The 14698-nt window shown below is 72.0% G+C and carries 11 protein-coding genes; 10 read left to right on the top strand and 1 reads right to left on the bottom strand.

Features of this window, described 5'->3' with window-relative positions; genetic code table 11:
• Window positions 1-217 precede the first annotated feature (217 nt).
• From ACZ4TW_RS00980 to ACZ4TW_RS01010, 7 genes are all read left to right on the top strand, one after another.
• Window positions 218-1246, top strand: a complete 1029-nt coding sequence (locus tag ACZ4TW_RS00980; RefSeq protein WP_465539278.1) for a LacI family DNA-binding transcriptional regulator — start codon at window positions 218-220, stop codon at window positions 1244-1246.
• 54 nt (window positions 1247-1300) lie between these two features.
• Entirely contained in the window at window positions 1301-3967 is a 2667-nt protein-coding gene (locus ACZ4TW_RS00985; RefSeq protein WP_465539280.1) for an alpha-L-rhamnosidase, read from the top strand.
• A gap of 85 nt (window positions 3968-4052) precedes the next feature.
• Entirely contained in the window at window positions 4053-4451 is a 399-nt protein-coding gene (locus ACZ4TW_RS00990; RefSeq protein WP_465539281.1) for an L-rhamnose mutarotase, read from the top strand.
• The gene (rhaI, locus tag ACZ4TW_RS00995) at window positions 4448-5614 is read left to right on the top strand and encodes an L-rhamnose isomerase (protein ID WP_465539283.1); all 1167 of its coding nucleotides are present in this window, start codon (window positions 4448-4450) and stop codon (window positions 5612-5614) included. Before ACZ4TW_RS00990 ends, rhaI begins: the two co-directional genes overlap by 4 nt.
• 117 nt (window positions 5615-5731) lie before the next feature.
• A complete protein-coding gene (locus tag ACZ4TW_RS01000) occupies window positions 5732-6676 on the top strand; it encodes an alpha/beta hydrolase (RefSeq protein ID WP_465539285.1) in 945 nt (314 codons plus the stop codon).
• Window positions 6673-8709 carry a bifunctional aldolase/short-chain dehydrogenase gene (locus ACZ4TW_RS01005; RefSeq protein ID WP_465539287.1) on the top strand — a complete coding sequence of 679 codons (2037 nt, stop codon included), beginning with the start codon at window positions 6673-6675 and terminating at the stop codon, window positions 8707-8709. Before ACZ4TW_RS01000 ends, ACZ4TW_RS01005 begins: the two co-directional genes overlap by 4 nt.
• Before the next feature lie 106 nt (window positions 8710-8815).
• Window positions 8816-10246 (top strand): rhamnulokinase, encoded by a 1431-nt coding sequence (locus ACZ4TW_RS01010; RefSeq protein ID WP_465539289.1) that lies wholly within the window; start codon window positions 8816-8818, stop codon window positions 10244-10246.
• A 15-nt stretch (window positions 10247-10261) separates the two neighbouring features.
• On the opposite strand, the gene ACZ4TW_RS01015 is transcribed toward ACZ4TW_RS01010, so the two are convergent.
• Window positions 10262-10816 (bottom strand): hypothetical protein, encoded by a 555-nt coding sequence (locus tag ACZ4TW_RS01015; RefSeq protein WP_465539291.1) that lies wholly within the window; start codon window positions 10814-10816, stop codon window positions 10262-10264.
• A 59-nt stretch (window positions 10817-10875) separates the two neighbouring features.
• On the opposite strand from ACZ4TW_RS01015, the gene ACZ4TW_RS01020 reads away from it, so the two are divergent.
• The 3 genes from ACZ4TW_RS01020 to ACZ4TW_RS01030 all read left to right on the top strand — a co-directional run bounded on the left by ACZ4TW_RS01020 (window position 10876) and on the right by ACZ4TW_RS01030 (window position 14693).
• On the top strand, window positions 10876-11832 hold the full coding sequence (locus ACZ4TW_RS01020) for a 2-hydroxyacid dehydrogenase (RefSeq protein WP_465539293.1): 957 nt from the start codon (window positions 10876-10878) through the stop codon (window positions 11830-11832).
• A 21-nt stretch (window positions 11833-11853) separates the two neighbouring features.
• A complete protein-coding gene (locus ACZ4TW_RS01025; protein WP_465539295.1) occupies window positions 11854-12825 on the top strand; it encodes a serine hydrolase domain-containing protein in 972 nt (323 codons plus the stop codon).
• 173 nt (window positions 12826-12998) lie between these two features.
• Window positions 12999-14693 (top strand): CHAT domain-containing protein, encoded by a 1695-nt coding sequence (locus ACZ4TW_RS01030; protein ID WP_465539296.1) that lies wholly within the window; start codon window positions 12999-13001, stop codon window positions 14691-14693.
• The last annotated feature ends 5 nt before the right edge of the window (window positions 14694-14698 follow it).

A 14698-nucleotide genomic window follows, 5' to 3' on the forward strand; every position in this document is an offset into this window, starting at 1 on the left:
CAACTGCGCTGTTGGATGCTCCGACGGGTGCTCGGTGCTGTGGCGGGGCCCACGTTACGAGTGCCGACGCCGTTTGTCAACCGATCTACACAATTTCTTTGAAACGATTTATATTCGACGGCGAGTCCATTCGTAGATCGGTCTATCCCAGATCGTTCCAGCGTGTATGGTGACACCGAGGCGACGCCATGAACCAACGACGGCGAAAGGGGGGACCGTGACCAGAGCCAGGGCAGCGACCATCGAGGATGTCGCGCGCGAAGCCGGAGTGTCGCGCGCCGCGGTCTCCAAGGTGATCCGCAACGCGTACGGCGTGAGCCCCGGCATGCGCGAGCGCGTGAACGCCGCGATCGAGACCCTCGACTACCGCCCGCGGGTCGCCGCCCGCGCCATGCGCGGCGCGAGCTTCACGCTCGGCATCGAGCTGCCGCACATCGGCAACCCCTTCTTCACGAAGATCGTCGCCGGGGCCACGGCCGCCCTCCACGGCACCGAGTACCAGCTCATCATCGCGCCCGCCGATTTCGACGGCGAGGAGGGCGTGCGCGCGCTCGGCGCCCTCGCCGACCGCCAGGTCGACGGCATCGTCGCGATCTCGCCGCTCGTCTCCCCCGAATGGCTCGAGCGCCTCGCCGCGCGCGTGCCCGTCGTGATGATCGGTCGCCACGACGAGTCCGTGGCGTACGACACGGTCACCGGCGACGACCTCGAGGGCACCCGACTGGCGATGCAGCACCTGTTCGAGCTCGGTCATCGTCGCATCGTGCACCTCACGCGCAGCGCGGATGTCACGCAGCCCGGTTCGGGCACCCCGCACGCGGTCCGGCTCGAGCAGTACCTCGCGAGCATGCGGGGCGCCGGGTTCTCCGACGACATCCGGGTCGTACGAACCGGCATGACCGAGGAATCCGCCCGCCTCGACACGCTCGCCCTCCTCGACGAGGAGGTGCCGACGGCGATCTTCGTGGGCAACGACGAACTCGCGCTCGGCACCCTCCGCGCGATCGGCGAGTACGGGCTCTCACCCGATCGCGTCTCGGTGGTCGGCTACGACGACGTCGACATCGCGAGCCATCCGGCCATCTCGCTCACGAGCGTCGACCAGTCGGGCGAGGCCATGGGCGAGCGCGCGATCCAGCTGCTCCTCGAGCGCATCGCCGGCCGCACCGACCCCATCCACTTCGCCGTCACGCCCACCCTGAAGGCCCGCGGCTCCACCAGGCCGCCGATCGAACCCACCCACTGATTCCCCCGCGCGGCCCGTCCGGCCGCCGGCCGGCACCACCACGGAAGGACGCGGATGTCCACGAACCTGCCCAAGCCAACGACCACCGACCCGGCCGCCCGGGTCGCTGCGCTCGCCTCGCAGTATCCCGACGGTCTCCTCGGCGTGCCCCGCACCGGCCTGCGCCTCACGTGGCGCAGCTCCGCCGAGGCGCCGCAGCTCGGCTACCAGGTCCGCTGGTCCGGCGCGCACTCCGGACTCGCCGACCCGGTCGCCTCCGACGCCTCGATCGGCGTGGTCGTCCCCGGCCCGGCGCTGGAGCCGGGTGAGGAGCGCCGGTACGCCGTGCGCATCGCCACCGCGGCCGGCTGGTCGGCATGGAGCGACGACCTCGTGATCGAGGCGTCCGTCGACCCGGCCGAGCTCGAGGCGCGTCCCATCGGCGGGTCCGAGCGCGTCGACGGTCCGGTCATGCTGCTGCGCACGGATGTCGCGCTGCCGGCCGAGCCCGTCCGAGCACGACTCCGCGCCACCTTCTGGGGCGTCGGCGAGCTTCGGATCAACGGTCGCCGCGCCGTCGACGAGCACCTCACGCCCGGCTGGACCGCGTACCACGACCGCGTCGTGCTCGGCACGTGGGACGTGACCGACCTGCTCCACGTCGGCGACAACGCCCTCGGCGCACTGCTCGGCGACGGCTGGTTCCGCGGCCGCCTCGGCTGGGAGGACGGCATCGAGCAGTACGGAGCCGAGCTCGCCGCCCTCGTGCAGCTCGACGTCGAATGCGCCGACGGCTCGCACGTTCGCGCCGCGACCTCGCCGGAGTGGACGACCTCGACCGGCGCCATCCGCTCGGCGGGTCTCTACGACGGCGTGGAGATCGATCTCCGAGCCGAGCCCGAGGGCTGGGACGCCCCCGGCTTCGACGACTCGTCATGGGCCGCAGCCCGCGAGATCGACGTCGACGTCACCGTCGTCGAACCGCGCATCGCGGGCGGCGTGCACACGGTGGGGGAATGGGCGATCCACCCGGAGCCGCGTCGCCACTGCACGTTCCTCGACGCCGGGCAGAACATCGCCGGATGGCTCCGGCTGGTCGTGCGCGGCAAGGCCGGCGATCGCGTCGAGGTGCGCCACGCCGAGGTACTCGAGCTCGACGGCTCCATCCACACCAAGGCACTGCGCACGGCGCGCGCGACCGACGGCTACGTGCTCGCGCACGACGGCGAGACGACGCTCGAGCCGACCTTCACCTTCCACGGCTTCCAGTACGCCGAGGTGACCGGCGCCGAGGTGCTCTCGGCGACGGCCGTCGCAGTGTCGAGCGCCGACCGCCCGCGCTCCTCCTTCGCATGCGCCGACCCGCGGCTCGAGCGCCTGCACTCCAACGTGGCCTGGTCGCAACGCGACAACTTCGTCTCGCTCCCCACGGACTGCCCGCAGCGCGACGAGCGCCTCGGCTGGACGGGCGACGCGCAGGCGTTCGCGCCGACCGCGTCGACGCTGTTCGACGTCGAGGCCTTCTGGATGTCGTGGCTGCGCGACGTCGAGCTCGACCAGGACGCCGACGGCGCGGTCGCCGCGGTGGTGCCGAACATCCTCACGCAGGACACGGCGATGCCCGGCGGCTGGGTCCTCATGGGCCGGGCCGGCTGGGCGGATGCCGCGACCATCGTGCCGTGGGCCGTGTACGAGGCGTACGGCAGCACCGAGGTGCTCGAGCGCCAGCTCGACTCGATGCGCCGGTGGGTCGACCATCTCGAACGTCGCGCGGGCGAGCGAGGGCTGCTGCCGACCGAGTTCCAGTTCGGTGACTGGCTCGATCCCGACGCGCCCGGCGAGAAGCCCTGGGAGGCGAAGGTCTCGTCGGACTTCGTCGCGAACGCGTTCTTCGCCCGCAGCGCGCGGCTGCTCGCCGACGCCGAGCGGCTGGTCGGCGACCCCGACCGGGCCGGGCGGGCCGACGCCCTCGCCGAGCGCGTCGCGCGCGACACCTGGGCCGCGTGGGGCGAGGCCGCCGTCGCGACGCAGACCGGCGCCGCGATCGCCCTCGAGTTCGGGATCGCGCCCGACGCCGAGCGCGACCGCATTGGCGAGGCGCTCGCCCGGAACGTGCGCGACGAGCACGGCCGCATCGCGACCGGCTTCCTCGGCACGCCGCTCGTGCTGTTCGCGCTCGTGCACTCGGGGCACGTCGACGAGGCGTACCTCATGCTGCTGCGCCAGGCGCCGCCGTCGTGGCTCTACCAGGTGGAGATGGGCGCGACCACCGTGTGGGAGCGCTGGGACGCGATCGCGCCCGACGGCACCATCCACTCCGGCGACATGTCCGAGGGCAACGGGATGCTGTCGTTCAACCACTACGCGTACGGTGCCGTCGTCGACTGGATCTACCGGCATGTCGCCGGCATCGCTCCCACCGTGGAGCGCCCCGGCTACCGCCGCATCGTCGTGGCGCCCCGGCCCACGGCGACCATCCCGTGGGCGCGCGCGAGCGTCGAGTCGCGGCTGGGCGAGGTCGCGATCGACTGGCGGTTGGAGGAGCGCGACCTCGCGATCGAGCTGCGCGTGCCCCACGGTGCGGAGGCGGTGCTCGACCTCCCCTCGACGGCGACGTCGACGATCACCATCGACGGCCGGGTGACGGATGCTGCGAGCCCGGCGACGGTCGCGCCCGGCGCGCACCGCATCCTCGTGACGGACGCCCGCGTGGCCGACCCCTTGGCGCTGATCGAGGCATAGATTCGGAAATCGTATTCCGCACTTGCGCGGACGCATCCGGCCATTTACTCTTGAAACGATTCACAACAGAATGGAGAGCTCGACGATGAGCACAGGAACCACGCAGCGGGTCTGCTTCCAGCTGCAGGTCGACCCCGCTCGACTCGACGAGTACCGCGAGCGCCACGTCGCGGTCTGGCCCGACATGCTGCGCGCGATCGCGGCATCCGGCCGCCGCAACTACTCGCTCTTCCTCCGCGAGGACGGCCTCCTCATCGGCTACTACGAGGTCGACGACGACGAGGCTGCGCAGGCGTCGCTCGCGAACGACCCGCGCACCGCGCCGTGGGAGGCCGAGATGGCCGAGTTCTTCATCGCGCTCGACGGCGCCCGACCCGACCAGGGCGCCCCCAGGATCCCCGAGGTGTTCCACCTCGAAGACCAGCTCGCCGCGCTCGGCGCCGACGCGGCATCCGTCACCCACACAGAAGGAAGCGACTCGTGAGCACCATTCCGCAGACCGTCCTCGACCAGCTCGAGCTGCAGTCGATCGAACTGCCCAGCTGGGCATTCGGCAACTCGGGCACCCGCTTCAAGGTGTTCGCGACGCCGGGCACGCCGCGCGACCCGTACGAGAAGATCGCGGATGCCGCGCAGGTGCACGCCTACACGAAGCTCGCGCCGACCGTCGCGCTGCACATCCCGTGGGACAAGGTCGACTCCTACGACGACCTCCGCCGCCACGCGGAAGTCCTGGGCGTCTCGCTCGGCACGATCAACTCGAACACGTTCCAGGACGACGACTACAAGTTCGGCGCGCTCACCCACGAAGACGCCGCCGTCCGGCAGAAGGCGATCGACCACCACTTCGAGTGCATCGACATCATGCATGCGACCGGCAGCCGCGACCTGAAGATCTGGCTCGCCGAGGGCTCGAACTATCCCGGCCAGGCCGACCTGCGCGGGCGTCAGGACCGGCTGCACGAGTCGCTCGCGACCATCTACGAGCGGCTCGGCGACGAGCAGCGCCTCGTGCTCGAGTACAAGTTCTTCGAGCCGGCGTTCTACCACACCGACGTGCCCGACTGGGGCACGTCGTACGCCCAGGTCGCGGCGCTCGGCAACAAGGCGATGGTCTGCCTCGACACGGGCCACCACGCGCCCGGCACGAACATCGAGTTCATCGTCATGCAGCTGCTGCGCCTCGGCAAGCTCGGCTCGTTCGACTTCAACTCGCGCTTCTACGCCGACGACGACCTCATCGTGGGCGCGGCCGATCCGTTCCAGCTGTTCCGCATCCTCTTCGAGGTCGCGCGGGGCGGCGGGCTGAACCACCCGGATGTCGCGTTCATGCTCGACCAGTGCCACAACGTGGAAGACAAGGTGCCGGGCCAGATCCGCTCCGTGCTGAACGTGCAGGAGATGACCGCCCGCGCCCTGCTCGTCGACACCGACGCGCTGCGCGCCGCGCAGGTCTCGGGCGACGTGCTCGAGGCGAACCGCATCTTCATGGACGCGTTCTACACCGACGTGCGGCCCGCCCTCGCCGAGTGGCGCGAGTCGCGTGGCCTCGCCGCCGACCCGATGAGGGCCTTCGCCGAGTCGGGCTATCTCGCCAGGATCGCCGAGGAGCGCGTCGGCGGTGTCCAGGCCGGCTGGGGCGCCTGAGCCGCTCGTATCCCTCCTCCGAGACGTCGCGTTCGGCGGGTGCCGTTCGCCATCCGCGACCTCTCGATCCCACCTGACGACCGAGACGACCCGAGACGACCCGAGAGAGGCAGACGGATGACGCAACAGGCGCCGTACGGTGCGGTCGACGGGCTCGTGCGGGTGTATCCCGCGGATCTCGCGACCGCGCGCCCGACGGCCGGACTCGTCTGGGCGCACGGCGGCGGCTTCGCCGCGGGCGACCTCGACATGCCCGAGGCCGACTGGGTCGCCCGCGCGTTCGCCGGCCGCGGCGTCACGGTCGTCTCGATCGACTACCGGCTCGCCGGACCGGCGGGCGGGCGCTACCCGGCCGCCTCCGACGACGTGCTCGCCGCCTGGCGCTGGACGCTGGCGCACGCCGACGAGCTCGGCGTCGACCCCGCCCGCCTCGCGATGGGCGGGGCGAGCGCCGGCGCCAACCTCGTGACCGGCGCCGTGCTCCGCCTCCTCGAGCGGGCTCGAGCGCCGAGGAGCGACGCGCCGTCTCGAGACCCGGAGTCACGGGAAGCCGGTTCCGCGGCGCCGACTCCGTCGGCTCCTGAGCCTGCGGACGCGGCGCTCCCTTCGGGCGTGTTCCTCGCGTACCCCACGCTGCTCGCCGTGCAGCCGGCACCGGATGCCGCGCTGCGGGCGATGCTCGACGCGAACCCCGTCGCCGACCGGTTCGGACCCGACGTCGTGCGCGCCATGTACGAGAACTACGTCGGCGGACCCGTCGAGGACGCCCCGCTTGCGGCAGTGCCCGGCCTCGCGACGACGGCCGACGTCGCGGGCTTCCCGCCCGTGCTCATGGTGAACGGCGAGGCCGACGAGCTCCGCGTGTCGGGTGAGGTCTTCGCCGCGACGCTCGCCGAGGCATCCGTACCCGTCGAGGTGGTGACCGAACCCGGAACCGAGCACGGGCACCTCAACCGACCCGGCGAGCCCGCGGCATCCGTCACCGTCGACCGCGTCGTCGACTGGCTCGACGCCATCCACCAACAGACCACCGTTTCCACCACCGAAGGAATCCCCTCATGACGAACCAGGCAGCTGCCGACCTCATCGCGCGGTCGAACCGCCTCGGCGCCGATCCCAAGAACACGAACTACGCCGGCGGCAACACCTCGGCGAAGGGCTCCGAGACCGACCCGGTCACGGGCGAGCCCGTCGAGCTGCTCTGGGTGAAGGGCTCGGGCGGCGACCTCGGCACGCTGAAGGAATCGGGTCTGGCAGTGCTCCGGCTCGATCGCATGCGCGCGCTCGTCGACGTCTACCCGGGCGTCGACCGCGAGGACGAGATGGTCGCCGCGTTCGACTACTGCCTGCACGGCAAGGGCGGTGCCGCGCCATCCATCGACACCGCCATGCACGGCCTCGTCGACGCCGCCCACGTCGACCACCTGCACCCCGACTCGGGCATCGCGATCGCGACCGCAGCCGACGGCGAGGAGCTCACCGCGACGATCTTCGGCGACAAGGTCGTGTGGGTGCCGTGGCGGCGCCCCGGCTTCCAGCTCGGCCTCGACATCGCCGAGATCAAGGCGAAGAACCCGCAGGCGATCGGCACGATCCTCGGCGGCCACGGCATCACCGCGTGGGGCGACACGTCCGAGGAGGCCGAGGCGAACTCGCTGTGGATCATCGACACGGCCGCCGCGTACATCGCCGAGCACGGGAAGGCCGAGCCGTTCGGCGCTCGCCGCACCGGGTTCGAGGCGCTCCCGGAGGCCGAGCGCCGAGCCCGGGCGGCGGCGCTCGCGCCCACCATCCGCGGCCTCGCGTCGACCGACAAGCCGATGGTCGGCCACTACACCGACGCCGACGTGGTGCTGGAGTTCCTGGCCTCGGAGAAGGCGCCGGCCCTGGCCGAGCTCGGGACGAGCTGCCCCGACCACTTCCTGCGCACCAAGGTCAAGCCGATGATCCTCGACCTGCCGTCGACGGCGACCGTGGAGGACCAGCTCGCGCGCCTGCACGAGCTGCACGAGGCGTACCGCGCCGACTACCAGGCGTACTACGACGCGCACGCGACCGAGGAGAGCCCGGCCATCCGCGGTGCCGACCCGCTCATCGTGCTCGTCCCGGGCGTCGGCATGTTCAGCTACGGCGCGAACAAGCAGACCGCCCGCGTCGCCGGCGAGTTCTACGTCAACGCCATCAATGTCATGCGCGGCGCCGAGGCGCTCTCGACCTACACGCCGATCTCCGACGCGGAGAAGTTCCGCATCGAGTACTGGGCGTTGGAAGAGGCGAAGCTGCAGCGGATGCCGAAGCCGAAGACCCACCAGGGCCGCATCGCGTTCGTGACCGGCGCGGCATCCGGGATCGGCAAGGCCATCGCGACCCGCCTCGCGGCCGAGGGCGCGTGCGTGGTCGTCGCCGACCTCGACCTCGAGAAGGCGCAGGCCGCCGCGGCAGAGCTGGGCGATGCGGACGTCGCGATCGGCGTCGCCGCGAACGTCGCCGACGCCGACGGCGTGCAGGCCGCGATCGACGCGACGGTACTCGCGTTCGGCGGCATCGACCTCGTGGTGAACAACGCCGGGCTGTCGCTGTCGAAGCCGCTGCTCGAGACCACCGAGCAGGACTGGGACCTGCAGCACGACGTCATGGCGAAGGGCTCCTTCCTCGTCGCCAAGGCCGCTGCGAAGGCGCTCATCGAGCAGAAGCTCGGCGGCGACATCATCTACATCGCCTCCAAGAACTCGCTCTTCGCCGGCCCCAACAACATCGCGTACTCGGCCACCAAGGCCGACCAGGCCCACCAGGTGCGCCTGCTCGCGGTCGAGCTCGGCGAGCACGGCGTGCGCGTGAACGGCATCAACCCCGACGGTGTCGTGCGCGGCTCGGGCATCTTCTCGTCGGGCTGGGGCGCGAACCGCGCGGCCACGTACGGGGTGAAGGAGGAGGACCTCGGCCAGTTCTACGCGAACCGCACGATCCTCAAGCGCGAGGTCGTGCCCGAGAACGTCGCCGACGCGGTGTACGTGCTGACCGGTCCCGAGCTCAGCCGCACGACGGGCCTGCACATCCCGGTCGACTCCGGCGTCGCGGCGGCGTTCCTCCGATGAGCGGAGTAGCCCTCCTCAGCTTGCGAGGTGTCGCAACACGCCGCGTGGACCATGCGCGCGACGGCGTTCCGCGACCCCTCGCGGCCGAGCGCGACGGCGGCGCGCGATGAGGGCGGGCGCCGTCGCGGCCGTCGACCTCGGCGCGACGAGCGGGCGGGTGATCGTCGGGCACGTCGACCAGGCAGCCGGGCGGCTCGAGCTCGACCACGTCGCACGGTTCCCGAACGGGCCCGTGCGGCTCGCGTCCGGCCTGCACTGGGACTTCACCGGCCTGTACCGCGACCTCACGCGCGGGCTCGCCGACGCGTTCCGTCGCGAGCCCGTCGTGGGATCGGTCGGCGTGGACTCGTGGGCCGTCGACTACGGCCTGCTCCGCGGCGACCGCCTGCTGGGCGAGCCGTTCCACTACCGCGACGCCCGCAACGACGCCGCGGTCGAGGCCGTGCACGCGAAGGTGCCGTTCGCCGAGCTCTACCGTCGCAACGGCCTGCAGTTCCTGCCGTTCAACACCCTCTACCAGCTGGCCGCCGAGCAGGCGGGCGGATGGCTCGACCTCGCCGACTCGCTGCTGCTGGTGCCCGACCTGATCGGGTTCCTGCTCACGGGTATGAAGGTCGCCGAACGCACCAACGCGTCCACGACCGGGCTGGTCGCCGTGGAAACCGGCGAGTGGGACGACGAGCTCATCGACCGGCTCGGCTTCGCGCCATCCGTCTTCGCCCCGCTCGTCTCACCCGGCGACTCGCTCGGTGGCCTGCGGGCCGACGTGGCGGCCGACCTCGGCGCGCCCGAGGGCCTCGAGGTCGTCGCGGTCGGCTCGCACGACACGGCGTCGGCCGTGGTCGCCGTGCCGATGCGGGCGGAGTCCGCCGCGTACATCTCGTGCGGCACCTGGGGCCTCGTGGGCGTCGAGCTCGAGCAGCCGGTGACCACGGATGCCGCGCGCGCGGCGAACTTCACGAACGAGGGCGGCGTCGACGGCCGCGTGCGGTTCCTGCACAACGTCATGGGACTCTGGCTGCTGAGCGAGTCGGTGCGCTGGTGGGAGCGGGACGGCGAGACCATCGACCTGCCCGCGCTGCTCGCGGCCGCGGCATCCGTCACTGCACCCGTCACCGTGTTCGACGCGAACGACCCGCGGTTCCTCGCGCCCGGCGACCTGCCCGGTCGCATCGCCGAGTGGTGCCGCGAGCACGACCGGCCCGTGCCGCAGACGCGCGCCGAGTTCGCCCGGTCGATCGTGGAGAGCCTCGCCGAGGCGTTCGCGGAGACGGTGCGCACCGCGTCGGTGCTCTCGGGCGTGGATGTCACGACGATCCACGTCGTCGGCGGCGGTGCGCTCAACGAGCTGCTCTGCCGGCGCATCGGCGACCGATCGGGCCTGCCCGTGCTCGCCGGCCCGGTCGAAGCCACCGCGATCGGGAACGTGCTCGTGCAGGCACGGGCGCAGGGCCTCGTCGACGGCGACCTCGAGTCGCTGCGGGCGCTCCTCGCGCGGGCGTTCGCGCCGGTGCGGTACGAGCCGTCGGGGCGCTGAGCGGAGCGGGAGGGGTCAGTGCCCGTGCGCGAGCTGCTGCAGCACGACGACGGCGAGGCCGAGCGCCAGCAGGATGCCGAGCGCCACCAGCTGCTTCCACCAGGCCGCCTTGGTGCGCCGCACCGCGACCAAGCCGACCACGACGAGCGCCGCGAGGTACAGGATCGACGCGGTGACCAGCGCGGGCTCGAGTTCGAGCACGCCGAACACCGCGAGCCCGAGGACGATCAGCGGCGCGGCCGCCGACGCGATCGCCGAGCCGGAGACGCGGAGCATGCGTCCGAGCTCCTCGCGGTGGGGAAACGAGGAGTGGTAGGCGACATGCGCGACCACCCCTGCGACGAACCCGGCGGCGGTGATCGCGACGATGCCGACCAGCAGCGTGAGCGTCGCCCGCGTCGCGGTGACGTGCTCGACGTTCTCCTGTTGCACCAGCACGATCGCGAGGCCCGTGAAGGTCGCGTAGACGCGCTCCTTGAGCGCCTCGGACCGCTCCTCGACCGGATGGTCCTGACAACGACGATGCACGCGCGACCGGGGTTCGGCCGCGCCGGGCGCGGGAGCCTCCATGCGCGTCACGCTAGCAGCGCCCCGCGCCGCCGCGACATCCGCTCTGCGAGGATCGACGCATGACCGACCAGACCCGCCCCCTCCTCGTGACCGTTCCCGGCGCGACGCTCCGTCGCGCGCTCGAGAACACGAAGGGCGGCGTTCCCGACGGCGTCGAGCCCGTCGAGTGGGATCTCGCCGGGCCGCCGCCGGCCGCGGCATCCGGTCGGCGCATCGACATCGTCGTGCCGCCGTACATGGGCGCGGCCCAGCGTCTCGGCGTGCTCGAGGGCGTCGAGGTCGGGCTCGTGCAGTCCCAGTCGATCGGCTACGACGACATCCCCGACGTGCTGCCGGCGGGGCACGTGTTCGCGAACGCCGCCTCGGTGCACGAGACCTCGACGGCCGAGCTCGCGGTCGGCCTCGCGATCGCGGCGCAACGCGGCATCCCCGACTTCGTGCGCGCGGCCGCCGACGGCCGGTGGGCGCCTGCCCGCCACGACAGCCTCGCCGACCGCCGCGTCCTGCTGCTCGGCTACGGCGGCGTCGGCCGGGCGATCGAGGCACGTCTCGCGCCGTTCGAAGTCGAGCTGACGCGCGTCGCCAGCCGGGCACGCAACGACGAGCGCGGGCGCATCCACGGCATCGACGAGCTGCCGGGGCTGCTGCCCGAGGCCGAGATCGTGGTCGTGGGCGTGCCATTGACCGACGCGACCACGCGCCTCGTGGACGCCGCATTCCTCGCCGCGCTGTCCGACGGCGCGCTCGTCGTGAACGTGGCGCGCGGACCGGTGGCCGACACCGACGCGATCGTCGCTGAGGCGACATCCGGCCGCCTGCGCTTCGCGCTCGACGTGACAGACCCCGAGCCGCTGCCCGACGGCCACCCGTTGTTCGCGCTGCCGAACGTGCTCGTCTCGCCGCACGTCGGCGGTGCCACGAGCGCGATGATGCCGCGGATGGCGCGGCTCCTCCGAGACCAGATCGAGCGGATGTCGCGCGGCGACGAACCGCGCAACGTGGTGCTCCGCACCTGACCACCCGAGAGGAACATCCGCATGCCGCAGTTCGACCACGCCTTCGACTGGGTGCGCCGCCACGTCGCCGACGGGCTGCTGCCGACCGCCGTGCTCGGCGTCGCGACGGCCGACGGGGTGGTCGCGCTCGACGCGTTCGGCGCCGCATCGGTCGACGACCACTACCCGCTGTTCTCGATCACGAAGCCGATCGTCGGGCTCGCCGCCCTGCGCCTCATCGAGCAGGGTCGCCTCACGCCCGAGACGCCGCTGAACCGCGCCATCCCGGCCTTCGGCGCCGACCGCGACGACGTCGTGCGGCTCCGTCACCTCGCGAGCCACACGTCCGGCATCGTGGAGCCGCCGCTCGACACGCCCCGCGGGCTCCGCGCGTCGCTGCTCGCGCCGGGTCGCGACTTCGTGGCGGGCACGGTTTCGCGCTACTCGACGATCGCCTTCGAGGGCATCGCCGCGCTGATCGAGGACGCCTCAAGCGCACCCTGGGAGAGCGCGGTCGCCGAGGTGAGTGAGCGAGCGGATGCCTCCGGCCTCACGTTCGACGACGTGTCGCCCCATCCGCCGCTCGACGCGGCGGAGCACGACCTGGACTGGCCGCGGTTCGCGGCGCTGCGCCATCCGGGTGCGGGGCTCTTCGGCCGGGCGGCCGACCTGCTCGGCCTCGGGTCGGCGCTCCTGCGCAACGACGGGTCGGCCGTGTCGCCACTCACGTTCGAGGCGATGCGACGCCCGCTGACCGCCGGACTGCCGAAGCTCGAGCCGTACATCGAGACGCGCGGGCAGGACTGGGGCTTCGCGTGGAACGTGCGGCACTCGGCGCCGGGCCTGCTCGCGAGCGACACGTTCGGCCACGGCGGATGGGCCGGCACCGAGTTCTGGATGACGCCGTCGCTCGGGGTCTGCTTCGTCTTCCTCACGAACGTCGGCGGCGGCATCGGCCGGTTCGACCTCGACGCCGACGAGCTGCACAACGCGGTGGCCGCGGCCGCGGCCTGACGTCTGTCCGGGATCCCTGGTCGGGCGTACGCTGAGAATCGATCGAACGTCTGCGGGGGCCTCTGCGGCGGCGCCCCCGCCCCGAGATCAGGGATGGCCCGGTAGGGATGGAGGCGCCTTCGGAGCCATGATTCACCCCATGCGGCGGATGTCCCGACGCGGATGACATGCACATGGACACGACGATGGAATTGGAGGTCGGGCCCGGCCCTGAGCCCGGCACCTACGTGGTGCGCGTGCTCCACTCCGTCGGCGGCGGCGAACCGATCGAGACCGTCTCGCTCGATGTCGAGGAGCTCGTCGCACGGAGACCGCTCGTCGAGGCAAGCATCCTGTCGTCCTCCGTGTCCACTCGGCGCGTCGTATCGGAGACCGAGGCCGCGGTGCAGGCGGTGGGAGTCCGGATGTTCGAGGCGGTGTTCTCGGGAGACATCCGCACCGCCTACCGAACGAGCGCGGCCGTCGCCGCCGAGCGAGGGAAGGGCGTGCAGCTCGCGCTGCGACTGAATGCTCCGGGCCTCGCCGCGCTGCCGTGGGAGGCGCTCTTCGACCCCGAGACGCAGGCGTACCTCTGCCTCAAGGAGCCGCTCGTCCGCCACATCCCGGCGCCCCACTCACCGCCGGCGCTCACGCTCGCGCCCCCGCTCAAGGTCCTGGGCATGATCTCCTCGCCGGGCGGGCTGCCCGCGCTCGACGTCGAGGCCGAACGCGATCGGCTCGAGCAGGCGCTCCGCCCCCACCTCGACGCCGGGCGGGTGGAGCTGACCTGGCTCGACGACGTGACCTGGGCGGGCGTGCACGACAAGCTCCTCGAGCAGGAGTGGCACGTCCTGCACTTCATCGGCCACGGCGGGTACGACACCGAGACCGACGAGGGCGTGCTCGCATTCGTCGGACGCAACGGCCGCGCGGATCTCGTCCCTGCCTCGAGGCTCGCCGACCTGCTCGACGAAGCGGAACCCACGCCGCGCCTCGTGGTGCTGAACTCCTGCCAGTCGGGTGCGACGGGCACGCTGGACCTGTTCTCGGGCACCGCGGCGGCGCTCGCCCACAGCGGCATCCATGCCGTCGCGGCCATGCAGTACGCGATCAGCGACGACGCTGCGATCGCGTTCGCCCGTGGCTTCTACATGGCGCTGGCGCACGGGCGAGGCATCGACGAGGCGGTGCGCAGCGGTCGCATCGGTATCCTCGGCCTGAGTCGCGGAACGCTCGAGTGGATCACGCCCGTGCTCTACCTCCGCGGTGAGGACGCGCACCTGTTCGACGTGACGCCGACGCCTGGCGGCGCGACCGCGGATGCCGCGCCCGCATCGGCGCGACGGCGACGGGCCCCCTCGGCGGCCTCGCCGCCGCAGCCGCGAGCGCCCCGCGCGCGTGGGAAGCCGTGGCTGGTCGCGGGGGCGATGGCCGTGCTCGCGATGGGCGCGGGCGTCGCCGCATCGTTCCTCCTGCGCCCGGGCGGCGACGGCACCAGCGGCGGTTCGGAAGCGGGCGGAAGCGTCACCGTGACGGAGGTCACCATCCGGGTCGACGAAGCCTGGACGGACACCGGTGTCTCGTGCGCTGCCGGCGACACGTTCAACATCAAGGCGAGTGGGCGAGCGTACTTCCACTACGAGGGAAGGGATTCGGGCCCCGACGGGTTGGTTTCCGGCATCTACGCAGAGTCGCGTGTCGCCGCCTCGGAGTACACCCTGGCGCTCATCGGCACCCTCGACACGGTCGACGAGCCGTTCTACGTCGGGTACGCGGCCACGTACGTCTGTCCGGACGCCGGCCGGCTCTCGCTCGGCGTCAACGACAACAGCCTTGATGGCAACGAAGGCGAGTTCTGGGCCGAGATCACGCACCGGCCGAAGGGCTAGCACCG

The sequence above is a fragment of the Agromyces sp. NPDC029043 genome (assembly GCF_055564615.1).

Bases quoted from the DNA above. Each gene is read 5' to 3' on its own strand.
- ACZ4TW_RS01015 (WP_465539291.1), bottom strand. From the start codon at position 10,816: ATGGAGGCTCCCGCGCCCGGCGCGGCCGAACCCCGGTCGCGCGTGCAT.
- ACZ4TW_RS01000 (WP_465539285.1), top strand. From the start codon at position 5,732: ATGACGCAACAGGCGCCGTACGGTGCGGTCGACGGGCTCGTGCGGGTG.
- ACZ4TW_RS00990 (WP_465539281.1), top strand. From the start codon at position 4,053: ATGAGCACAGGAACCACGCAGCGGGTCTGCTTCCAGCTGCAGGTCGAC.
- ACZ4TW_RS01005 (WP_465539287.1), top strand. From the start codon at position 6,673: ATGACGAACCAGGCAGCTGCCGACCTCATCGCGCGGTCGAACCGCCTC.
- ACZ4TW_RS01025 (WP_465539295.1), top strand. From the start codon at position 11,854: ATGCCGCAGTTCGACCACGCCTTCGACTGGGTGCGCCGCCACGTCGCC.
- ACZ4TW_RS01020 (WP_465539293.1), top strand. From the start codon at position 10,876: ATGACCGACCAGACCCGCCCCCTCCTCGTGACCGTTCCCGGCGCGACG.
- ACZ4TW_RS01030 (WP_465539296.1), top strand. From the start codon at position 12,999: ATGGACACGACGATGGAATTGGAGGTCGGGCCCGGCCCTGAGCCCGGC.
- ACZ4TW_RS01010 (WP_465539289.1), top strand. From the start codon at position 8,816: ATGAGGGCGGGCGCCGTCGCGGCCGTCGACCTCGGCGCGACGAGCGGG.
- ACZ4TW_RS00985 (WP_465539280.1), top strand. From the start codon at position 1,301: ATGTCCACGAACCTGCCCAAGCCAACGACCACCGACCCGGCCGCCCGG.